This window comes from Marvinbryantia sp. (genome assembly GCF_047017445.1).
Taxonomy (GTDB): Bacteria; Bacillota; Clostridia; order Lachnospirales; family Lachnospiraceae; genus Marvinbryantia.
The window spans coordinates 73844-96027 of the sequence record NZ_JBKXTT010000002.1 but is presented as its reverse complement, the minus strand read 5'-3'; the positions used below and the strand labels follow the sequence as shown (position 1 = coordinate 96027).

At 48.2% G+C, this 22184-nt stretch carries 18 protein-coding genes and 1 pseudogene; all 19 read left to right on the top strand.

Features of this window, described 5'->3' with window-relative positions; translation table 11 throughout:
* Positions 1 to 62: 62 nt before the first annotated feature.
* The 19 genes and pseudogenes from ACLU9Q_RS02445 to ACLU9Q_RS02355 all read left to right on the top strand — a co-directional run bounded on the left by ACLU9Q_RS02445 (position 63) and on the right by ACLU9Q_RS02355 (position 22128).
* The gene (locus ACLU9Q_RS02445; RefSeq protein ID WP_412624615.1) at positions 63 to 857 is read left to right on the top strand and encodes a hypothetical protein; all 795 of its coding nucleotides are present in this window, start codon (positions 63 to 65) and stop codon (positions 855 to 857) included.
* Between the two features lie 37 nt (positions 858 to 894).
* On the top strand, positions 895 to 2436 hold the full coding sequence (locus ACLU9Q_RS02440; RefSeq protein ID WP_296837710.1) for an RNA-binding domain-containing protein: 1542 nt from the start codon (positions 895 to 897) through the stop codon (positions 2434 to 2436).
* Positions 2437 to 2460: 24 nt separating this feature from the next.
* Positions 2461 to 2676 (top strand): annotated as a pseudogene (locus tag ACLU9Q_RS02435) (anti-phage BREX system Lon protease BrxL); the annotation flags it as partial.
* Between the two features lie 244 nt (positions 2677 to 2920).
* Positions 2921 to 4459, top strand: coding sequence for a nitrite/sulfite reductase (locus ACLU9Q_RS02430; RefSeq protein ID WP_296837714.1), 1539 nt, complete (start codon positions 2921 to 2923; stop codon positions 4457 to 4459).
* A gap of 709 nt (positions 4460 to 5168) precedes the next feature.
* Positions 5169 to 7007, top strand: coding sequence for a sensor histidine kinase (locus ACLU9Q_RS02425; protein WP_296837719.1), 1839 nt, complete (start codon positions 5169 to 5171; stop codon positions 7005 to 7007).
* The gene (locus tag ACLU9Q_RS02420) at positions 7004 to 8560 is read left to right on the top strand and encodes a response regulator (protein ID WP_296837723.1); all 1557 of its coding nucleotides are present in this window, start codon (positions 7004 to 7006) and stop codon (positions 8558 to 8560) included. The genes ACLU9Q_RS02425 and ACLU9Q_RS02420 overlap by 4 nt, the downstream gene beginning before the upstream one ends.
* Before the next feature lie 150 nt (positions 8561 to 8710).
* Entirely contained in the window at positions 8711 to 10006 is a 1296-nt protein-coding gene (locus tag ACLU9Q_RS02415; protein WP_302592345.1) for an ABC transporter substrate-binding protein, read from the top strand.
* Between the two features lie 69 nt (positions 10007 to 10075).
* Positions 10076 to 10972 (top strand): carbohydrate ABC transporter permease, encoded by an 897-nt coding sequence (locus ACLU9Q_RS02410; RefSeq protein WP_296837730.1) that lies wholly within the window; start codon positions 10076 to 10078, stop codon positions 10970 to 10972.
* Between the two features lie 9 nt (positions 10973 to 10981).
* Positions 10982 to 11845, top strand: a complete 864-nt coding sequence (locus ACLU9Q_RS02405) for a carbohydrate ABC transporter permease (protein ID WP_302592344.1) — start codon at positions 10982 to 10984, stop codon at positions 11843 to 11845.
* A 19-nt stretch (positions 11846 to 11864) separates the two neighbouring features.
* Positions 11865 to 13232, top strand: coding sequence for a sulfatase-like hydrolase/transferase (locus tag ACLU9Q_RS02400; protein WP_298512355.1), 1368 nt, complete (start codon positions 11865 to 11867; stop codon positions 13230 to 13232).
* A 693-nt stretch (positions 13233 to 13925) separates the two neighbouring features.
* Positions 13926 to 15485, top strand: a complete 1560-nt coding sequence (locus ACLU9Q_RS02395; protein ID WP_296837750.1) for an anthranilate synthase component I family protein — start codon at positions 13926 to 13928, stop codon at positions 15483 to 15485.
* A complete protein-coding gene (locus ACLU9Q_RS02390) occupies positions 15482 to 16069 on the top strand; it encodes an anthranilate synthase component II (RefSeq protein ID WP_296837744.1) in 588 nt (195 codons plus the stop codon). Before ACLU9Q_RS02395 ends, ACLU9Q_RS02390 begins: the two co-directional genes overlap by 4 nt.
* The gene (gene trpD / locus ACLU9Q_RS02385) at positions 16066 to 17076 is read left to right on the top strand and encodes an anthranilate phosphoribosyltransferase (protein WP_296928605.1); all 1011 of its coding nucleotides are present in this window, start codon (positions 16066 to 16068) and stop codon (positions 17074 to 17076) included. The genes ACLU9Q_RS02390 and trpD overlap by 4 nt, the downstream gene beginning before the upstream one ends.
* A 61-nt stretch (positions 17077 to 17137) precedes the next feature.
* Positions 17138 to 18055 carry an indole-3-glycerol phosphate synthase TrpC gene (gene trpC / locus ACLU9Q_RS02380; RefSeq protein ID WP_412624614.1) on the top strand — a complete coding sequence of 306 codons (918 nt, stop codon included), beginning with the start codon at positions 17138 to 17140 and terminating at the stop codon, positions 18053 to 18055.
* Complete coding sequence (locus ACLU9Q_RS02375; RefSeq protein ID WP_412624613.1) at positions 18055 to 18657, top strand: phosphoribosylanthranilate isomerase; 603 nt, start codon at positions 18055 to 18057, stop codon at positions 18655 to 18657. The genes trpC and ACLU9Q_RS02375 overlap by 1 nt, the downstream gene beginning before the upstream one ends.
* A 134-nt stretch (positions 18658 to 18791) precedes the next feature.
* A complete protein-coding gene (trpB, locus tag ACLU9Q_RS02370) occupies positions 18792 to 19976 on the top strand; it encodes a tryptophan synthase subunit beta (protein WP_298512345.1) in 1185 nt (394 codons plus the stop codon).
* Entirely contained in the window at positions 19969 to 20835 is an 867-nt protein-coding gene (gene trpA, locus ACLU9Q_RS02365; protein WP_412624612.1) for a tryptophan synthase subunit alpha, read from the top strand. Before trpB ends, trpA begins: the two co-directional genes overlap by 8 nt.
* 50 nt (positions 20836 to 20885) lie before the next feature.
* Positions 20886 to 21419: a prolyl-tRNA synthetase associated domain-containing protein gene (locus ACLU9Q_RS02360; RefSeq protein WP_296838551.1), complete on the top strand. Its 534-nt coding sequence runs from the start codon at positions 20886 to 20888 to the stop codon at positions 21417 to 21419.
* 271 nt (positions 21420 to 21690) lie between these two features.
* The gene (locus tag ACLU9Q_RS02355) at positions 21691 to 22128 is read left to right on the top strand and encodes a GatB/YqeY domain-containing protein (protein ID WP_298512339.1); all 438 of its coding nucleotides are present in this window, start codon (positions 21691 to 21693) and stop codon (positions 22126 to 22128) included.
* Positions 22129 to 22184: the final 56 nt, after the last annotated feature.

Here is a 22184-nt window from a genome sequence, read left to right as displayed (position 1 = left end):
TATTTTGAAACAAAAAAACAGGTAGTTTTTGACACTACCTTGGATTTTAAGAGGGAAAAATAATGAAAAAGGGGAAAGTGAAAGACTTTTTAAGTGCATCGAAAGAAGAGATAGTTGATTCGGTAGTCGAAAGTGATATGCTTCCTGCATCTGTGGAAGAAATCGCAGATATTGTAGTATCTGAAGGTATTGCTGAAATAATAGGGACTCTTATAGGAGCTTGTGCACCAAGAATAAATGGAATTCGATTAAGTTATAAACAAAATCGTTTTGAAACACGGGTTAAGAGTGCTCTGACTTTAATGGCGAAAAGAATTGATGCAATGGAGGAAAATTATGTCGCATTGACAGAAGAAGTACAAGAAAAATTCAGAGGACAATATGTAGAGTGGCTGTTAGATAATTTAGAAATAGAAAAACAACAGGAAAAAGTTCCATATCATGTAAATGGTTTTATCAATTTAATGAGCAACGAAGCAAATGATAATCTTATGCTGATGTTTTTTGATACCATCAATCAACTTACGCAACTTGACATTGATGTCTTATCATTATATTGCAGAGATACGCAAGAAAATATTATAAGTTTATGTGATAGATATAATTTAAAAACAGAGCAGGTAACAGTGATTAAAGAAAAATTAGAACGCCTGGGTCTAGTGTATTGCAAAAATGATGAACAACGAGATAAAAATATAGATGAAATCGTTGATTATTTGAATAAAGTGGACAAAGATCAAAAGAAGAGTAAGCCTAAAGGTGTACGTTTACCCAATATCAGGAAACCAAATCGCTCTACTTCCTATGCTATTACTTCTTTGGGAAGAGATTATTTGAAAGTTATTTCAGACAAATAATTGGTTTAAGAAATTTTTTAATACGGGAGGTGCCAAAATGGATTTGAATATCTTACAATCCGTCCTCACAATAGGAGAAACTGTTGCAGTTGAATTTAAACGCTGCGGCAACGGAATTGATTCAGATACTTATGAAACGGTATGTTCCTTCTTGAATCGTTTTGGCGGAGACATTTTCATGGGGGTTTTGGATGATGGTACAGTTTTGGGGGTACCAGAAAAATCAGCTCCTGATATGGTGAAGAATTTTATAAAGGTTGTGAGTAACCCGTTGCTGTTTTCCCCTACGGTATATCTTGCACCTGAAATTATCAAATACGATGAAAAACATACGATTATTCATGTGCATATCCCACCGAGTGCGGAAGTGCATAGTTATAAAAAAGTTATTTATGACCGTGTAGATGATGCGGATGTGAAGGTGACTGCTACTGGTGCGATTGCACAGATGTACATTCGCAAGCAGAACATCTTTACAGAAAAGAAAATATATCCATATGCGAAAATGGAAGATTTGCGATTGGATTTGTTGCCTAAAATCCGGATAATGGCACAGAATCATGCAGGCGGACAGCATCCGTGGACAACTATGGATGATCAGGAATTACTGAAAAGTGCAGGATTATATGGTCGTGATATTGCAACCGGAGAAGAGGGCTATAATCTTGCTGCAATTATGTTGTTGGGGAAAGACGATGTGATTCTGAATGTGGCACCGGCTTATGTGACAGATGCACTCGTTCGCAAGGTAAATGTGGACCGGTATGATGACCGTGAGATTATTAAAACAAATTTGATTGAAAGTTACGACAGGCTTCTTGAATTTGGAAGAAAGCATTTGCCGGACAAGTTCTTTTTGGAAGATACTGTAAATAAGAGCCTGAGAAATACGATTGTAAGAGAAATGATTAGCAATACTTTGATGCACCGGGAATTTTCCAGCAGTTATACGGCAAAGTTTGTCATTGAAAAAGAACGTATGTATGTGGAAAATGCAAACCGCGCATGGAAGGAAGGTTATATTACAGTGGATAATATGGAGCCGAATCCGAAGAATCCGATTATAGCTTCATTTTTTCGAAATATAGGATATGCGGATCAGCTTGGTTCTGGTGTCCGCAATTTGTTCAAGTATAGTAAATTCTATTCCGGACAGGAACCGCAGTTTATAGAAGGCGATGTGTTCCGAATTATTGTGCCGCTGGATGATGAATACTCCTTTGATTTTGGTTCGGTGAAGTCAGAGAGTGGCATCAGTGATACTAATCGCTTGGCAAATGAGACTGAAAGTGCCGATAAAGTGCCGATTTGTGCCGATAAAATGCCGACTAATGCGACTAAAAGTGCGACTGATGAGACTAATGCGACTAAAAGTGCGACTGAACTTGAATTGATTGAAGATGAAAAAAAGATTTTATCTGTGATAAAGAAGAATCCTCGAATCACACAAAAGAAACTCCACGAAGCAACAGGAATTTCATTAGGAACAATTAAGCGAATACTTCCAAGATTACAGGAAAAAGGCGTGCTTACAAGAAATGGAAGCAGGCGTTCTGGTCAGTGGAAGATACAGAAATAAACTCTATACCAGAGAGGAGAGACTATGGACGAATTTATGGAGACAGATGATAAACGATCCGTAATTAAAGAAAAATTACGCCAGTATTTTGATGGCAAGGTTGTCCGCAAGGATCTGACAAAACATATCAAAGAAGGAGCAAATGTACCGGTGTACGTGTTGGAGTTTCTTCTCGGTCAGTATTGCAGCTCGGATGATGAAGAAATCATCGAAGAGGGTGTGAATAGTGTAAAACATATGCATCTATGGTATTTATCGGAAATATCAATCAGAGTGTGGATGTGCTGCAGGAGACTTCACACCTGTATCGGGTAAGCTTTCAGAGCATTTTTTGAGGTACCTTTTGCAAGATGTTTGGAAAGGTGGTCAACGGTATTGATTTTTCTGGAAATTTTATTGAAAAAACTTTTGGAGCAGATTACATTGATATTTCCCGACAATTTCATTATAATAAAAGAAAATAATTCTTTTGGGAGAGAATGACATGGAAAGTTTAATGCAGGAATTTAAAGAAGACCTGGCACAGTTCCGGGACATGACAGAAAAATTTTATGCAAAAGAAGTGAGCATGAAGGAGTACAAGGGCTTTTCCGGCGGTTTCGGGAGCTATGCGCAGAAGGGCGGAGAGGCGAGTATGCTCCGGCTTCGGATGCCGGGCGGAAGGCTGACAAAGGAAAAGCTGAAATTCGTTGCGGAGGCGATTGCGCAGTACGACGTGAAAAAGGCGCACTTTACGACCTGCCAGACGATCCAGTTCCACGACCTTGACGCAGAGGCTGTCTGTGCGATCATGGAAAAGGCGATGGATGTAGGGATCGTCACCAGGGGAGGCGGCGGAGATTTCCCGCGAAACGTGATGGTATCGCCGCTGTCCGGAGTGGAGCAGGGAGAGCATTTTGATGTGCTGCCCTATGCAGAGGCGGCCTCTGACTATCTGATGGGTTTTATCAAGACTGTGAAGATGCCGCGTAAGCTGAAGGTCGGCTTCTCCAATTCTCCGGCGAACGAAACGCACGCTACCTTCCGCGACCTTGGCTTTGTCGCGAAGGAAAACGGCGCCTTTGACGTGTACAGCGCGGGCGGTCTTGGCAACAATCCGCGCATGGGTGTGAAGGTGGCGGAGGATGTTTTGCCGACGGAGATCCTGTATTACATCAAAGCGATGGTGAATACCTTTGTGGCGCACGGAAATTATGAAAACCGCGGTAAGGCAAGAACACGCTACATGCAGGAGAGTCTGGGTGTGGACGGCTATAAGGCGGCTTACCTGGAAAAGCTGGCGGAAGTGAAGAAGAGTGAAACGCTGGATATCGACGTAACGGCGGAAGCGGTCGCAAAGAGCGGAAACGGCACGACAGTTTCGGATAAACGCGCGATCGCCCAGAAGCAGGACGGGCTTTATGCGGTTGCTTACCATCCGATCGGCGGCGTTCCGGTGGTGACGAAGTTTGCACAGCTTTATGAGACGATCAAAGATATGGAAGCGGTCGAGGTGCGCATTGCGCCGGACGAGACGATTTATATCATCAATCTGAACGGCGACGAGGCAAAGGCGGTTCTCGCAGTGACGGACGATGGTGCGCAGAATCTTTTTGAGACGTCGGTATCCTGTATCGGAGCAACGATCTGTCAGATCGGGCTGCGTGATTCCCAGGGAGCGCTGCGCCAGATTATTGAGGAAGTGAGAAAGCACGATTTTGCGGACGGTGTGCTGCCGAGAATCCACATTTCAGGCTGTACCTCCTCCTGCGGTACGCATCAGATCGGCACGCTTGGCTTCCACGGCGGGGCAAAGCGCGTGGACGGCGTGATGGAGCCGGCGTTCACCTTCCATGTAAACGGAAGCGACGCGGAAGGAGAGGAGCGCTTTGGCGAGCAGTGGGGCATGATGCTGCAGAAAAACATGCCGGCATTCTTTGTAGAGCTGGGCCAGGCTGTTCAGGCGGGAGGAACGACGTTTGATGAGTGGTTCGCGAAAAAGCCGGAGGCGCTGAAGGAAATTGCAGGGAAGTATTTAATCTAAGTGTATATTCTGAGTTTTTTCATATCGTCAGATTCATTCACAGGTGTGAAAGATTGTCAGATGATATAAAAACTGTTTGAAAGTGGGGCTGTCGGGAATGATAGCCCCACTTTACAGAACGAAAAAACAATGGAGAAAAGGGGTTGAGCTTGCATAAAATAATTATGGTTTCAGAAAAGGACAACCTTAGAATGATTATGTGGCTTGATAAATATGTTGGCACAAAGACAGGATATGGGAGAGATTGCCTTTTATGGGGTAGTCTCTCTTTTTTATTTAAAATGTCGCCTGGTATGCGACCAACTCAGTTGGTTCTGTATATAAAATGTAATTATAAACGATTGAAGGAGGTAATCCCGTAAGAGGATAGCATTACACTATTTTTTTCGATACCCAGAGAAAGAATTCTATGCTACAATGATATACGTAACATGAGAAGATAAAAAGTACATGAATAATGGGGCATCAGGTATGGCAGTATCTTATAAAAAGCTTTTCAAAATGCTTATAGATAGGGATAGTTGCAGTTGAATTCAAACACTGCGGCAATGTTCACAAATCAGCGGAAAGAATGGTATCAGCGATACTAATCGTGATACCATTGAGACCAATCGTGATACCATTCCTGATGCTAGTGATTTAAAGGCAAAATGAGTTCATAACTTTGTACAATGTGAAAAACAGGGATATTTCGGGGGCTGATGCGATTATGAAGATAAAAAGAAAGCCGATGCGATTACAGCACAGGATCCTGGTGACAAATATGTGCTTTTTTGTGCTGCCCTGCCTGATCTTGTGCGTGGGTATTATTTCGGTGATCAACACAGAGAGCAACAGGCGCTTAAATCAGTCCAGAATCGTGATCCTGAATCAGATCAATACCAGTATGGAGTATTATCTGAACAGCATTGTTATGTATTCGGAAAATTTTATGGGAAATTATGAGATAAACCGTCTGATCTCGAAAGAAAAATTTCAAAGCGAGTATGAGCGCGTAACAACCAGAAGAACAATAACCGAATTCATGCAGCAGAATAAATATTCCGGGACGAATAAAAAATGTGATTTGAAAATTCTCGGGGAAAACGGCGTCAATTATTCTATTTCTGAAAATGTAAACCAGATCGCAACCCGGTATCCGGATCTTGAAAAATTAAAAGAAGAGGAATGGTTTGCCGTGCTGGACGGAAAGAGCAGGATCCGCTATATTCCGACCTATCAGAGCGAGGAATTTCAGGCGCTGGGGGAAGACAGCGCTGTCAGAGCCATCCGTCTGATTAAAAATTTTAACAGCGGACGCTGCGTGGGGATTTTTGACGTAAATATTACGCATACGGATATCCTTAATATTTTTGCAGCAGGAATCGAGCAGGATAACCAGGAGGTTATGCTGATGGATGATACCGGGACTATTATTACGTCCACAAACCAGGAGATGATCGGGAGGAAGATCACCTCAGAGAATTACTTAGAGAAACTCACCGGGTACGACCATGGCTACTTTCAGGCGAAAGTGAATGGAAGCAACTCTCAGGTATATTTTGTGACCAGCCCATCCACACAGTGGAAAATCATCATGTACGAGAAAAGACAGGGGATGGTCTGGAGCACAAATCAGAGCTACGTGTGGATCATACTGGCACTGCTCGTTTTTTTCGCTTTGGAAATTATCATGTCTATCGTTGATTCCAGATATATCAGCCGGCCGGTACAGAAACTCAAACGTGATATGCGCAATGTCTATAAAGGGGATCTCAGCGTCCGCACGGAAGTGGAAAACATGGATGAGTTCGGTGAGCTCAGTCAGCAGTTTAATATGATGATCGAGAGAATCGAGCAGCTGATCGAGCAGCTGAAGGAAAAGGATGAGGAAAAGCGTGTCCTGGAGCTTCAGGCCCTGCAGGCGCAGATCAACCCGCATTTTCTCTATAATACACTGGCGTCCATACGTTTTCAGATGGAGATGGGAATGGAAGATAAGGCGGGCCAGTCATTAATGGCGCTGGTAAAGCTTCTGAGGAGAACATTTTCGGATTATCGCAAACTGATTCCGATTCGGGAAGAGCTGCAGGCGCTGGAGACATATCTTGTATTGATGGGAAACCGTTACCAGGATACCTTTGAATGGAAAATAGATGTGGATGAAGAGGTTATGGAGTGTCTGATCCCAAGGATTTCCATACAGCCACTTGTGGAAAATTCCATATCGCATGGGTTCAGCGAAAAGAAAGGGATGGGACATATCAGGATCGAGGGCCGGCGGCAGGAGCAGAACCTTGTGATCCGCGTATTGGATGACGGCGAGGGCGCAGATGTGGAAAAGATCAAACGGATTTTGGAGGAGCCTTCTGAAAGCAAGTGCAGGGAACAGGTGAGCAGCATCGGACTTAAAAATGTTCAGGAAAGACTTCAGCTGTTTTTTGGAGAGGAATACGGTCTGAGCGTCAGTCAGACGGAAGAAGGAGGCGTTTGCGTGGAATTATGTATGCCGGCGCAGAAAGAGCGGGAAGCTGAGGCAAGGGAAAGCCTGACGGGAGATGTAAGATGATAAGAATAATTATAGTTGACGATGAGAGTATTACCAGGCAGTGGATGAAAAAGAAAATAGAAAAACTGGGTTCGAACTATCTGGTTGCAGGGGAATTCGCCAATGGCCGCCAGGCGCTGGAGTATTGCAGAGAACATGAAGTGGATGTTATTTTCACTGATATCCGCATGTCCGGCATGGACGGTATGGAATTGCTGAAAAATATTCAGGAATTGGGGAAGTATCCCTATACGGTCATTCTCAGCGCATATGATGAGTTTCAGTATGCGCGGCAGGCGCTGAAGCTGGGCGTACATGAATTTGTGCTGAAACCGGAGATCACCGGGGAGGGAGTTGAGAAAATTCTTGAGGAGGCGCGGATCTATCTTTCCGGCCAGAGGAATGATAAGCGGGATGGGGAACAGACGGATAAAACTCTCAGATACCTGATCGAAGCGACAGATGGTGTATCGGAGGAGAAATTATGTGATATCATAAAAGAAAACCATATAGATCTGGATCCCCGTAATCTGGTCGTCATAAATATTTTTTTCGAGAAAACGGAAATTATGGAAAAAGCGGGAGAAATTTTTGAGCTGTATATGGAAGAAAAGCATCTTACCGGTTATGGCTTCCCGAACGCGCTGCAGGAGTATACGATCATCTATAATCACAGAAACGACTGGCTCCGGTCGGAGATTGCCGGGGAATTGTACGAGATCTTGCAGACACATCTGGGAGAAAGGCTTTTTGTGGGAATCAGCTGTAAAAAAGACGGATTCTGTCAGATCAGGGATCTATACCGGCAGGCCTGTCAGGCCAGAAAAAATCGTGTTTTCTTTGACGTTCCGGGATATCAGAGGTATGAGGAAATGAGTGTTCTGGCAGAGGATGACGAAGGAGAATTGTACTGCAGACGCGATATGAAAGAAATCATCGGGCTGATTGAAAAGGAGCAATACGGCGAGGCGGATGAGAAAATAGAATTTTTGCTGAAAAAACTAAGCGATGCGGTGTTTCTTCCGCCGCAATATGTGAAATCAATATGCGATGAAATTCTCACCGCGTATATTCACAGGCTATGGAGGTATACGCTTGATACACAGGAACAGAAGAAGGTAGGGATGATCGACCTGCTGCTGGGAGAAAACTGCGGGAAGTATCAGATCTTACGTCAGAGAGTGGAACAGGCGCAAACATATCTTTCTTCTTTACTGCAGCGGAAATGGGAGACAAAACACTATTCGGAACCGATTCAGGAGGTTATGAATTATGTGGAGCTGCATTACGGCGAAAAAATTCTGATGGAGGACATTGCGGAAAAAATACATCTGAGCCGGACGTACATTTCCGTATTGTTTAAAAAGGAAACAGGAGAGAAATTCAGTGATTATCTGCAGCGGATCCGTTTGGAGAATGCCTGTGTTCTCCTGAAAAATACAAAGCTGCCGATTCAGGAAATTGCGGAAAAAACAGGATTTTTTGATGCAGCGCATTTTAGCCGGGCTTTTAAGGAAAGTTATGGGTGTTCTCCGGCTGAGTACAGAAAACAAAATAATACAAAAAGAAATTAAATTTTTACAAATTTCTCTGAAAAGAAGAGGAAACTTAACTTCAGATTTTGAAACGATAAAACGAAATGCAAATTTTTGAGAAACAGAAACCTGTTTTTTTGCATTTCGTTTTTTTATAATAAATTTATCAAATAAAGGAGGACGTAAGCAATGAAAAGAAAATTAGCAATGTTCTGTGTAGCGGTAATGGGGATGACGTCAGTTTTCGGTACGATCGGGTGCGGATTCGATGGAAATGAAGAGCTGGTGGCGGAAGAGACAAGCGAAGAGGAAGTGAAACTTGTTTTTCTGCGCGTTGGTACGGAGCCGGAGAAAAAAGCGTACTGGGAGAAAATGGTAGACGGTTTTATGGAGGAAAATCCGAATATTGAAATCGAATATCAGGAGGCGCCGGCAGGAGATGATTTTGAGACGAAACTGAATACAGGCTTTGCCTCCGGGACAGCGCCGGATATTATCAATTTCACGCTGGCCTCCATGGGAACCCGCGTACCTCTCGGACAGTATGCTTCGCTGGATGAGTATATGGAAGGGTGGGACGGAAAAGAGGATTTCATGGAGAGCGCGCTTTCTCTTGGAAATATTAACGGGACACAGTATGGGATCCCGGTAATTGCCGATCCGCGTATTTTGATTTATAACAAAGAAATGTTTGAGGAAGCAGGCCTGGATCCGGAATCTCCGCCGACGACATGGGATGAGCTCAGAGAAGCGCATAAAGCCCTGATCAAAAAGGATGGAGATACGGTCGTGCAGACGGGCCTGGGACTTCCGACATCAGGAACCAACACACAGCACTGGTTTTCCATCTTTATCGAGCAGAACGGTGTGAAGAACCTGGTTGATGACGACAATAACACGATTCTGTGCAATACGCCGGAAGCGATCGAGGCGGCGGAGTTTATGAAGGAGCTGGCAGATGAGGGCGTGATTTTCTGGAATGCCGACAATGCGGATGAAAACCCGTTTATAACCGGAAAAGCGGCGATGACATTTGCAAGTGACAGCAATTTCGCCAACTGGAATACAGGTGATCTGGAAGGAAAGATCGCAATGGCGGATCCGATTTCCGGAACACAGCAGGCGACATTCTGCGGAATGAACTTTATGTTCATGAGCGGGGAGACCGAGCACAAAGAAGAGGTATGGAAATTCATCGAATATGTTTCTTCTGCGGAAAATATGTGGACGCGCTATGAGGATCTTGGAACCGCAGTCCTGAGAGAATCTCTGAAAGAGGAATATATCGCGGAGGATCCTGAAAAACATGAGGCAATTTATACATCGATCGCCTGCGGCACAGGTTCGCCGAAGGTTGCCTATGCGAACTCCGTATATAATATTATCGGACAGGCAATGGAACAGATCATGTATGATGTGGCAGAGCCGGAACAGGCATTGAATGATGCGGCGGAAAAGATTCAGGAAGAAATAGATAATCAGTGATTTGATGGCGGGATGGATAGCTGTGCATCCCGCCATTAAAAAGTATGGAGAGTGTGAAGGAGGGTAAAAGTGGACCGGGTAAAGATAAGAAAAAAGAAAAAATATGATAATTGTGCGTATGCCATGATCTTTCCGGCATATTTTGTGTTTACTGTGTTTATCTTAATTCCAATCGGCATGGTTCTGTATTACAGCGTCACGAATTATAATCTTTATACGGCGCCGGATCTGGTGGGCCTGAAAAATTATATCAATTTGCTGAAAGATGACGACTTTTTCAGTGCGGTAAAAAATACGCTGTTCTACAGTATATTTACGCTGTTTCCGCAGCTGGCTCTGGGCTTATTTGTCGCTGTGATCCTGTATCGGAAGTCGCGGCTGATCCCGATATTCCGGACGGCGTTCTATTTGCCGAATGTGATGTCCATGGTATGTATGTCTATGGTATGGCTGTGGATTTATGATCCGACCTTTGGCCTTTTAAACTCGATTTTAAAAATGTTCGGCGTGTCTGCCAAACAGTGGCTGCAGGATCCCAATATGGCAATGCCCTGCGTGATCATTATGGGAATATGGAAAAACTGTGGATATTCGATGGTCATTTTCCTTTCGGGACTGACGTCTATTCCGGATTCTTTATACGAAGCAGCGTCTCTGGACGGCGCCAATGCCCTGCAGAAATTCGTGAAAATCACCTGGCCGATGCTGCGCCCCACAACGTTTTTCCTGCTCGTGACAGGAATCGTAAACAGCTTTGCAGTTTTTGAACAGATTAATATTATGACGAGCGGCGGCCCGCTGAACCGTACAACGACAATTGTTCATCAGATATACAGGAGAGCTTTTCTGGAGTTCAAGATGGGATATGCGAGCGCGATGTCCGTAGTGCTGCTCCTGTTTTCCATTGTTGTCACGGCGCTGGTATTTAAATTTGGAAGCCGCGGGCAGGATGTTGATGTATCATAGGAGGGCACAATGAAGAAAAAAAAGATTTATCATGTGATGTGGGTAGCGGCTATGACGCTTGCTTCGCTGATTATGCTGACGCCGATCCTTATGATGGTTACGACGTCTTTTAAGACGATGGATGAGATCCGGTCGGCAGTTTTCAGTTTTTTGCCGGAGAAGATTTCTCTTGATAATTATATTATGGCTATGTCAAACGGAAACTGGCCTGTATATTTCCGCAATTCCCTGCTAATTACGCTGTTGGCAGTCGCCTTTTCCTTATTGTTTAATTCGATTGCCGGATATGCATTTGCAAGGCTGAAGTTCCGCGGCTCGGGAGCGCTTTTCGGACTTCTGATGGTAGGTCTGATGATGCCGGCGCAGGTTACCATGCTTCCGACCTTTCTGATCATGGCAAGATTTCCGCTGGCGGGAGGAAATAATATTCTGGGTGTGGGCGGAAAAGGGTTGATCAATACATTTGCGGGTCTGATCATTCCCTTAGTTTCCGGATCTTACGGTGTATTTTTGTGCAAGCAGTTTTATGAGAATTTTCCGCGGTCGCTGGATGAGGCGGCTGAGATTGACGGAGCAAATAAATGGAAGACGTTTTTTACGATCTACATCCCAAATTCAAAGGCGATCCTGGCTACGCTGGGACTGATGAAGAGCGTTTCCGTGTGGAATGATTATCTGTGGCCGCTGGTTATGACAAATTCGGATAACCGCAAGACGGTACAGCTGGCGCTGACAATGTTTAAAGTTGATACCTCCATTCAGTGGAACCAGCTGATGGCGGCGTCTGTGCTGGTTGCATTGCCGATGGTAATTCTGTTTCTGTGCTGTCAGAAATATTTTGTGGAGGGGATCGTGACCTCGGGATTGAAATAGAAAAGAGAGGAGAGGGACTATGAGCAGACCGAATATTCTGTTTTATTTTACGGACCAGCAGAGAGCGGATACGCTGGGCTGCTATGGACAGGAGCTGGAGATCAGTCCGAATCTGGATCAGATCGCCAGGGAAGGCGTATTATTTGAGGAGGCCTACACAGCGCAGCCGGTATGCGGCCCCTGCAGGGCGCTGTTCCAGACCGGCAGGTATCCGACGGAAATAAACTGTTACAGGAATTCACAGGCGCTGCCGCTGAATGTAAAAACGATAGCCGATTACTTTCATGAAAATGGATATGAAACGGCATATGTGGGAAAATGGCATCTGGCAAGCAGCAGGGGAACCTATGATATGCCGCCGGAGCCTGATTATGAGACAAAAGCAATTCCGCCCGAGAGAAGAGGCGGATATAAGGGCTTCTGGCGCGCGGCGGATATTCTGGAATTTACTTCTCATGGATATGACGGCTATGTTTTTGATGAAAATATGCAGAAGTGCGAATTTAAAGGATACCGGGCGGACTGCATTACGGATTTTGCACTGGAATTCCTGGATCAGTATACGGGGGAAAAACCGTTTTTTATGACAATTTCTCATATTGAACCGCACCATCAGAATGACCATAACTGTTACGAAGGGCCGGAAGGTTCAAAGGAACGGTTTAAAAATTATAAGCTGCCGGGGGATCTGGAAGCGCTGGATGGAGATTACCGCGAGATGTATCCGGATTATCTGGGATGCTGCCGGAGTCTGGACGATAATCTTGGCCGTGTTGTAAAAAAACTGAAGGAAAAAGGGTTATATGAGAATACGGTTATTGTCTATGCGTCGGATCATGGATCGCATTTCCGGACAAGAAACCATGACAGCCATTTAAGGGGCGGTGACGATTATAAGAGGTCCTGTCATTCCGGATGTCTGAAGGTGCCATTGGTGATCAGCGGTCCCGGATTCCGGGGAGGAAAGAGGATTACCGATCTGGTAAGCACCGGCAGCCTGCCGAAGAGCTTTCTGGCTATGGCAGGCGTGGATGTGGGAGATGCCATGATCGGAGAAAATCTGAAAAAAGTGGCGGACGGTGAGACAGAAGGGCGGATCAACCGTATTTTTGCTCAGATCAGCGAAAGCCGGACGGGCAGGTGTATCCGCACGGAGGATTATCTGTACAGTGTGTATGCGCCGGATTCGGACGGATGGAGCGAGGGAAGCAGCGATTATTATGAGGATGATTTTCTTTATGATCTGAAAAAGGATCCGTATGAACTGCATAATCTGATCCGGGATCCGGCATATAGAGAAATCCGGGCGGAGCTTGCCGGGCAGTTAATAGAGGAGATGGTTAAGGCAGGAGAAAAGGCTCCGCTCATACGCCCTGCCAGTGATTAGTAGCGATTAGTGCCAGCAATTAGCTGAAAAAACTCTGCCAGCAATTAGCTGAAAAAACTCTGCCAGCAATTAGCTGAAAAAACTCTTGACAAATGCATTTTGAAAGCATATACTACAAGAAATTAATACTTTAAACCGCTGAAGCGGAGATCAAAGCAGTTGTGCGCGCACAGAGAGTCCGGGCAGGTGAGAGCCGGGTGGAAATGCAGGCTGCCAAATGGACCGCCGAGGGCGCAGGGAAAGGAGTAATCCGAGTATTCTGCGACGTGAGGGCATACGTTAGTTGCCGGAGATATGTTCGTATCTTGCAGAGCGCATGGGCAAGCCGTGAATCAAGGTGGCACCGCGGGAAGAAATGAGATTGTACCCGTCCTTGACAGAAGAAGATTCTGTCATGGGCGGGTTTTTTGCGCGGATAATGAGCCGGGCAGAAACAATCTGGAGGTATCTGGCCGCTGACGAGAACGCCTGCGTTCTCGTGGGCATAGCAGATATCGGGAGAAATGCTTGCATTTCAGACAGATATCTGCTATGTCCACCGGAATGGAAGTATTCCGGCAGCGGGAAAATAACGCTCAGAGAAGTTTCTGTCCGGCGAATATCGCGACAGCGAGCAGAGAAACTCTGCGAGCCTGAGGAGAGAGACATATATCAGGCAGATACGGGAGAAAAGTGAGAAAGGAGCTTATTATGATGTATCCTACCCTGGAAAAAGTAAAAGAAATCGCCGCATCAGGTGATTACCGGCGGATCCCGGTGAGCCGGGAGCTGTACGCTGACCGATTTACCCCGGTGGAGGTGATGCGGACGCTGCGGGCGGCAAGCCGGCACTGCTATCTGCTGGAGAGCGCGGAGAACGATCAGAAGTGGGGCAGATATTCTATACTGGGCTATGAGCCGGTATTGGAAATAACCTGTACGGACGGAAAGGTACGTATCCGCAGAAACCGAACGGAGACAGAAAGCATCGGCGGCGAGGCGGACATAAAGGAATTATCTCCGGAAAATGCGGGAGGGGAGTCGTCGGAGGAGTTTGATCTCTGCGAGGAATACACAGCGGCGCATCCGGGGAAATTTATCCGGGAGATCCTTGCAAAATATAAAAGTCCGAAAATAGCCGGAATGCCGCCGTTTACCGGCGGAATGGTCGGATACTTCTCTTATGATTATTTAAAATATGCGGAGCCGACTTTGCAGCTTTCCTCTGCGGAGGGCGAAGATTTCCGTGACATGGATCTGATGCTGTTTACGAAAGCGCTGGTGTTTGACCATTACCGGCAGAAGCTGGTACTGATCACCGGAGTGGATACAAAAGATATTGATGTCTCTTATCAAAATGCAGAGAATGAGCTTGCGGAGATGGCGGCGCTTCTGAACAGCGGGGCAAAGGCAAGGTTCCGCCCGCTGAAACTAAAAGAAGAGCTGAAGCCGGATTTTTCCAGAGAGCGGTACACGCAGATGGTGGAGCGCGCAAAGCACTACATTCATGAGGGCGATATTTTCCAGGTGGTACTCTCCAATCCGCAGACCGCGAGGGCGGAGGGAAGTCTCTTTGACAGCTACCGGGTGCTTCGCACAAGCAATCCGTCGCCGTATATGTTTTATTTTTCCAGCGATGATGTGGAGATCGCAGGGGCGTCGCCGGAGACGCTGGTGAAGCTGGAGGACGGAAAGCTGTACACCTTTCCGCTTGCCGGAACAAGGCCGCGGGGCAGGACAGAGGAGGAAGATGAGAGCCTTGAAAAGGAGCTTCTGCAGGACGAAAAGGAGCTCGCGGAGCACAACATGCTGGTGGATCTTGGCAGAAACGATATTGGACGGATCAGCAGGCTCGGAAGTGTAAAGGTGGAAAAGTACTGCAGTATCGAGCGGTTTTCCTGCGTGATGCACATTGGCTCCACCGTATCCGGGCAGATTCGCGGGGACAGGGACTGTGTGGACGCTGTGGATTCTATTCTTCCGGCAGGCACGCTGTCGGGAGCGCCGAAGATCCGTGCCTGCCAGATCATACAGGAGCTGGAGGGCAGGAAACGCGGCATCTACGGCGGCGCGGTCGGCTATCTCGACTTTACCGGAAATCTGGATACCTGCATTGGTATCCGGCTGGTATACAAGAAAAACGGAAAAATCTGTGTGCAGTCCGGGGCGGGAATCGTGGCGGACAGCGTGCCGGAGAAAGAATACCAGGAATGCTGCAACAAGGCAAAGGCAGTGGTGCAGGCAGTTCTGACGGCGCAGGAGGGGCTGGAATGATCTTACTGATTGATAATTACGACAGTTTTTCTTACAATCTCGTGCAGTATATCGGAAGCGCAGAGCCGGATATGAGGGTGATCCGCAACGATGCCTGCAGTATCGCGGAAATCGAGGCGATGCAGCCAGAGGCAATCGTGATCTCACCGGGACCGGGACGCCCGGCGGATGCGGGCATCTGTATAGAAGTGATCCGCTATTTTAAAGATAAGGTGCCGATCCTGGGCGTCTGCCTCGGGCATCAGGCAATCTGCGAAGCTTTTGGCGGCGTAGTTTCCTACGCAAAAGAGCTGATGCACGGAAAAACCTCACAGGCAGAGCTGATCGGCGATTCGCCGCTGTTTGCTGGGCTGAAAGGTCACATAAAAGTGGCGAGGTACCATTCGCTTGCGGCGGAAAAAGACAGTCTGCCGCCGGAGCTTATGATTACCGCGCAGACGGCGGACGGAGAGATCATGGCAGTGCAGCACCGGGAGTATCCGGTTTACGGAGTGCAGTTCCATCCGGAGTCGGTTCTGACGCCGGACGGATTGAAAATCATACAAAATTTTGTGAACATAGCGAAAGGGAGGAAACAGGCATGATTAAAGAGGCAATTATCGCATTATCGAAAAAACAGGACCTGACGTATGAGCAGGCGGAAGCTGTGATGAACGAGATCATGAGCGGCGAGGCGACTGATGTACAGAAGGCGGCGTATCTGACTGCGCTCTCACTGAAGGGCGAGACGATCGACGAGATCACGGCGTCGGCGGCGGGAATGCGGGCACACTGCATCAAGCTGCTTCATGACCTTGATGTGCTGGAAATCGTCGGAACGGGCGGCGACGGTTCGAATTCCTTCAATATTTCCACCACAGCCTCGCTTGTGATCGCAGCGGGCGGTGTGCCGGTGGCAAAGCACGGCAACCGCGCGGCGTCGTCAAAGTCGGGAGCGGCGGATGTGCTGGAGGCGCTTGGCGTGAATATCACAATTTCACCGGAGAAGAGCGCGGAGCTTTTAAAGGAGATCGGGATCTGCTTCCTGTTTGCGCAAAATTATCACATTGCAATGAAATATGTCGCGCCGATCCGCCGCGAGCTTGGTATCCGCACCGTGTTTAATATTCTTGGACCGCTCTCCAATCCGGCGGGCGCGAATATGGAACTGATGGGTGTTTATGATGAAGCTCTGGTGGAGCCGCTGGCACAGGTTATGGCAAAGCTGGGAGTAAAAAAGGGCATGGTGGTGTACGGGCAGGAAAAGCTCGATGAGATTTCCATGTGCGCGCCGACCAGCGTGTGCGAGATCCGCGACGGCTGGTTCCAGTCCTACGAGATCACGCCGGAGCAGTTTGGCTATACGCGCTGCGACAAGGATGCGCTGACAGGCGGCACCCCGCAGGAAAATGCGCAGATCACAAAAGATATTTTAAGCGGAAGCGAGCGCGGCGCAAAGCGCTGTGCGGTATGCTTAAACGCCGGAGCAGCGCTTTACATTGCCGGGAAGACACAGACAATGGAAGAGGGCGTGCGCATGGCGGAGCAGCTGATCGACAGCGGAGCGGCATTGAAAAAGCTGGAGGAATTTGTGGAAAAGAGCAACGCGTGAAAATGCAGCATATGGAAAAAGTGGCATTTAAGGAAAGCAACGTATAGGATGTGAGAAATTCATGAATATTTTAGAAGAGATTGCGGCGAAAACGAGAGAGCGGATCGCAGAGGAAAAGCGCCATGTTTCCACTGAGACGATGCGCCGGGCGGCAGAGGATGCGCTGCGCAGGGAGCGCCAGGCGGCGGAAGATGCGCCATGCAGGGAGTGCCGGGCGGCAGAGGATGCGCTGCGCAGAGAGCGCCTGGCGGTGGAGGATGCGCCATGCAGGGAGCGCCCCTCGGCAGAGAATACGCCACGCAGGGAGCGCCCCGCGTTTGAGGCGGCGCTTGCCGCGGAAGGCATCTCATTTATATGTGAAGTAAAAAAGGCTTCCCCCTCTAAGGGAATTATCGCGCAGGAGTTTCCGTATCTGCAGATCGCAAAAGAATATGAGGCGGCTGGAGCTGCCGCTATTTCCTGCCTGACGGAGCCATACTGGTTTCTTGGAAAGGATGTTTACCTGCAGGAGATCGCATCGCAGGTGCGTATTCCGGTGCTGCGCAAGGATTTTACCGTAGATGAATATATGATCTATCAGGCAAAAGCATTGGGAGCTTCCGCGGTTTTGCTGATCTGCGCGATCCTGGATGATGAACAGTTAAGAGCATATGGTCAGCTTGCAGAGGAGCTGGGCATATCGGCTCTGGTCGAGGCGCACACTGAGGAGGAAATATCCCGCGCGCTGGCGGCGGATGCAAGAATCCTCGGCGTGAATAACCGCAACCTGAAAAACTTCCAGGTGGACATCGCGCAGAGCAGGAGGCTTCGCGCGATGGTGCCGGAGGATGTGCTGTTTGTTTCCGAGAGCGGCATAAAGACGCCGGAGGATATTGCGGCGCTGCGAAAAAACGGCACTGACGCCGTGCTGATCGGAGAGACGCTGATGCGGGCGAAGGACAAAAAAGCAATGCTGGATACGCTGCGGGGAGTGATGTGATGAAAATAAAAATCTGCGGTCTTAGCCGGGCTTGTGATATCACATATGTAAATGAGGCGCAGCCGGATTTTGCCGGATTTGTGGTGAATTATCCGAAAAGCCGCCGGAGCGTGACGCCTCTGCAGCTGTCGCGGCTGCGCGAAAATCTGGCGGAGACGGTACTTCCGGTCGGCGTGTTTGTAAATGAAAAGCCGGAGCTGGTTGCACAGCTTTTAAATGAAGGAATTATTTCCATGGCGCAGCTTCATGGAAGCGAGGACGAAGCATATATCCGGCGATTGCGGACACTTACGGACAGAGAGCTGATACAGGCGTTTACGATCCGCAGCGAAGCGGATGCTAAGCAGGCGATGAGAAGCGCGGCGGATTATATTCTGCTGGATAATGGAAAAGGTACCGGGAAGAGTTTCGACTGGAGTCTGGTTCGGGAAACTTCGCGTCCGTGGATACTGGCAGGCGGGCTTACGCCGGACAATATGAGACATGCAGCGGAAACGCTTCATCCGTGGGCGCTCGACCTGTCGAGCGGCGTGGAGACGGACGGATATAAGGATCGCGATAAAATACTTGCGGCGGTTGCCGGGATTCGGACACTGAGATAAAATTTGGAAAGCGGCATGTGAAATCTGTTGTACTGTGCACTGGGTAATGTGAGAGATTGAAATGCAGTGTATATGGGGCAGCATGAGATATAATGATGTGACAGAAATAGGGAAATATGATAAAGGAGAAAAAGATGAGCACAGGAAGATTTGGAATACACGGCGGGCAGTATATTCCGGAGACGCTGATGAATGCGGTTCTGGAGCTGGAAGAAGCCTACAATCATTATAAAAACGATCCGGATTTTCAGCAGGAGCTGACACAGCTTCTGAACGACTACGCGGGCAGACCATCGCGGCTGTATTTTGCGGAGCGCATGACGAAGGATCTTGGCGGAGCGAAGATTTATCTGAAACGGGAGGATCTGAACCATACAGGCGCACACAAGATCAATAACGTGCTTGGGCAGGTGCTGCTTGCAAAGAAGATGGGAAAGACCCGTGTGATCGCGGAGACGGGAGCCGGACAGCACGGGGTTGCCACGGCAACAGCGGCGGCGCTGATGGGAATGGAGTGCGAGGTGTTTATGGGCGAGGAGGACACGAAGCGCCAGGCGCTCAATGTGTACCGTATGCGTCTGCTTGGCTCGAAGGTCCATGCGGTCACATCGGGGACAGGAACCCTGAAGGATGCGGTTTCCGAGACGATGCGCGAGTGGACGAACCGTGTGGAGGACACGCATTATGTACTCGGTTCCTGCATGGGACCGCATCCGTTCCCGACGATCGTGCGGGATTTCCAGGCGGTCATCTCCAAAGAAATCAAACAGCAGATGCTTGAAAAAGAAGGGAAGCTGCCGGATGCGGTGCTTGCCTGTGTGGGCGGAGGCTCCAATGCGATCGGCGCGTTTTATCATTTTATTGAGGATAAAGAAGTGCAGTTGATCGGCTGTGAGGCTGCGGGGCGCGGCGTTAATACCGCGGAGACTGCGGCGACGATCGCCACCGGCAGGCTCGGCATTTTCCATGGAATGAAGTCATATTTCTGCCAGGATGAGTACGGCCAGATCGCGCCGGTATACTCCATTTCCGCCGGGCTGGATTATCCGGGCATCGGACCGGAGCACGCTGATCTCTACGATAAAGGACGCGCGCAATATGTTGCGATTACCGACGACGAGGCGGTGGATGCCTTTGAATATCTGGCGAAGATGGAAGGCGTGATCCCGGCAATCGAGAGCGCTCATGCAGTTGCCTATGCGCGCAGGCTGGCGCCGACGATGCGAAAGGATCAGATCATCGTCATTAACCTGTCCGGCAGAGGAGATAAGGACTGCGCGGCAATCGCCAGATACAGAGGGGAGGATATTCATGAGTAACATTCAGAAAGCATTTGAAAATGGGAAGGCGTTTATTCCGTTCATTACCTGCGGCGATCCGTCGCTGGATGTCACCGAGCAGCTTGTGTACGGGGCGGAAGAGGCGGGTGCGGATTTAATTGAGCTTGGCATTCCGTTTTCCGATCCGACGGCGGAGGGACCGGTTATCCAGGCGGCGAACCTGCGGGCGCTGACAAATGGGGTGACGACGGACGATATTTTTGAGATGGTGCGCCGTATCCGAAAAAAGACGGATATCCCGATGGTGTTTATGACTTACGCGAATGTAGTATTTTCCTATGGATATGGACAAATGTCACATAAAAAACAGCAGGATGGGGCGGTATGCGCCGGTCACGCAGAGCCGGGTGGACTGGAACGTTTAAGCCGCATGGAATCCGGTACAGAGCGCTTTATCCGCACAGCTGCGGAAATCGGTATGGACGGTCTGATTCTGCCGGACGTACCTTTTGAGGAAAAGGAAGAATTTGATACTGTATGTAAGAAATATGGTCTGGATCTCATCTCCTTAATCGCGCCGACTTCGCATGAGCGTATCCGGCAGATTGCGGCGGAAGCCAGCGGGTTTGTGTACTGTGTATCGTCGATGGGCGTGACGGGAGTGCGCGCGGAGATCACTTCGGATGTGGGAAGCATGGTGAAACTTGTGAAGGAGACGAAGGAGATTCCATGCGCGGTCGGCTTTGGAATTTCCACACCGGAACAGGCAGAGAAAATGGCGGCGCTGTCTGATGGAGCGATAGTGGGAAGCGCGATTGTGCGCATTTGCGGCCAATATGGGAAGGATTGCGTGCCGTATGTGAAAGAGTATATCCGCACAATGAAAGAGGCATTGTGAGATCTGGAAAAATGTCACATAACACAATGCGATATGAGGAGTAATGGATTATGGAAGGAATCATATACACAGAGGCGCCCACGGACGGGCGCCTTCCAAAGGAGATGGCGGTGTACCGGCTGCTGGATGCGCTTGGCATCAAATATGAGCGAGTGGATCATCCGGCTGCAATGTCAATCGATGATTGTCACAATGTCGATAAAATCCTGGGTATCCAGATCTGCAAAAATCTCTTTTTGTGTAACCGCCAGCAGACGGATTTTTATCTGCTGATGATGCCCGGAAGGAAGCCGTTTAAGACAAAGGATTTAAGTAAGCAGCTTGGCGTGGCGCGGCTTTCTTTTGCTGACGAGGGGCACATGGAGGAGTTTCTTGATATCACGCCCGGCTCTGTCAGTATCATGGGTCTGATGAATGATACACAAAATCGTGTGCGCCTCCTGATAGACGAGGACGTTTTTCATGATGAATATGTGGGCTTCCACCCCTGCATTAACACAAGCAGCATCAGAGCAAGGGCGGCGGATATCTGGGAGAAATTTCTGCCGGCCGTACATCATACGTACACGGTGGTGAAGCTGTAGCGGCAAGCCCCATTCGTGGAGCGAATTTAAAATGGATTTGCGAAGGGTACTGTGAACGGAGTGAGCAGTAACGTTAACGTCGCAAAATAAGAAGAATAGCAGGAGCTGGCGTCGCAAAATAAGAAGAACAACAGGAGTTGACGTTGCAAAATAAGAAGAACGGCAGGAGTTGGCGTTGCAAAATAAGAAGAACGGCAGGAGTTGGCGTTGCAAAATAACGTGTGACGTAGTAAAATAGATGCAGTAATCAAAGAAAGAGGTGTATGAAAAAATGGAACTGGCAATATTGCAGAAGGATATGATCGCGGCGATGAAAGCGAAGGATAAGCCGCGCAAGGATGCGATTTCCGCACTTGTATCAGCGGTAAAAAAGGCGGGCATTGACGCCGGCTGCCGTGAGGACATACCGGAGTCGATGGTAGATCAGGTAATCTTGAAGGAAATGAAGACGGTGAAAGAACAGATCGATACCTGCCCGGCGGAGCGTGCTGAGCTGAAGGCAGAGTATCAGTTCCGCTACGACGTAATTTCCGCTTATGCGCCGAAGCTGCTTTCCGCGGAGGAAGTGAAGGCGATTCTGCAGGAGAAATTTGCGGATCTGCTTGCGACGAAAAACAAGGGAATGATCATGAAAACGGTCATGGCAGAGTTGAAGGGCAAAGCGGACGGCAAGGTGATCAATCAGGTTGTTGCGGAGCTTTGTAAATAATGTTTGCGGCAGGATTTCCGCGAACCGGCAAGCTGTGAGGATGATGTTTGCAAAAT

Excerpts from the sequence above, each read along its gene's own strand:
- ACLU9Q_RS02420 (WP_296837723.1), top strand. The coding sequence starts at position 7,004 with ATGATAAGAATAATTATAGTTGACGATGAGAGTATTACCAGGCAGTGG.
- ACLU9Q_RS02360 (WP_296838551.1), top strand. The coding sequence starts at position 20,886 with ATGGAAGGAATCATATACACAGAGGCGCCCACGGACGGGCGCCTTCCA.
- ACLU9Q_RS02375 (WP_412624613.1), top strand. The coding sequence starts at position 18,055 with ATGAAAATAAAAATCTGCGGTCTTAGCCGGGCTTGTGATATCACATAT.
- ACLU9Q_RS02400 (WP_298512355.1), top strand. The coding sequence starts at position 11,865 with ATGAGCAGACCGAATATTCTGTTTTATTTTACGGACCAGCAGAGAGCG.
- ACLU9Q_RS02395 (WP_296837750.1), top strand. The coding sequence starts at position 13,926 with ATGTATCCTACCCTGGAAAAAGTAAAAGAAATCGCCGCATCAGGTGAT.
- ACLU9Q_RS02440 (WP_296837710.1), top strand. The coding sequence starts at position 895 with ATGGATTTGAATATCTTACAATCCGTCCTCACAATAGGAGAAACTGTT.
- trpD (WP_296928605.1), top strand. The coding sequence starts at position 16,066 with ATGATTAAAGAGGCAATTATCGCATTATCGAAAAAACAGGACCTGACG.
- ACLU9Q_RS02405 (WP_302592344.1), top strand. The coding sequence starts at position 10,982 with ATGAAGAAAAAAAAGATTTATCATGTGATGTGGGTAGCGGCTATGACG.
- trpB (WP_298512345.1), top strand. The coding sequence starts at position 18,792 with ATGAGCACAGGAAGATTTGGAATACACGGCGGGCAGTATATTCCGGAG.
- ACLU9Q_RS02415 (WP_302592345.1), top strand. The coding sequence starts at position 8,711 with ATGAAAAGAAAATTAGCAATGTTCTGTGTAGCGGTAATGGGGATGACG.
- trpC (WP_412624614.1), top strand. The coding sequence starts at position 17,138 with ATGAATATTTTAGAAGAGATTGCGGCGAAAACGAGAGAGCGGATCGCA.
- ACLU9Q_RS02445 (WP_412624615.1), top strand. The coding sequence starts at position 63 with ATGAAAAAGGGGAAAGTGAAAGACTTTTTAAGTGCATCGAAAGAAGAG.
- ACLU9Q_RS02355 (WP_298512339.1), top strand. The coding sequence starts at position 21,691 with ATGGAACTGGCAATATTGCAGAAGGATATGATCGCGGCGATGAAAGCG.
- ACLU9Q_RS02390 (WP_296837744.1), top strand. The coding sequence starts at position 15,482 with ATGATCTTACTGATTGATAATTACGACAGTTTTTCTTACAATCTCGTG.
- ACLU9Q_RS02425 (WP_296837719.1), top strand. The coding sequence starts at position 5,169 with ATGAAGATAAAAAGAAAGCCGATGCGATTACAGCACAGGATCCTGGTG.
- ACLU9Q_RS02430 (WP_296837714.1), top strand. The coding sequence starts at position 2,921 with ATGGAAAGTTTAATGCAGGAATTTAAAGAAGACCTGGCACAGTTCCGG.
- trpA (WP_412624612.1), top strand. The coding sequence starts at position 19,969 with ATGAGTAACATTCAGAAAGCATTTGAAAATGGGAAGGCGTTTATTCCG.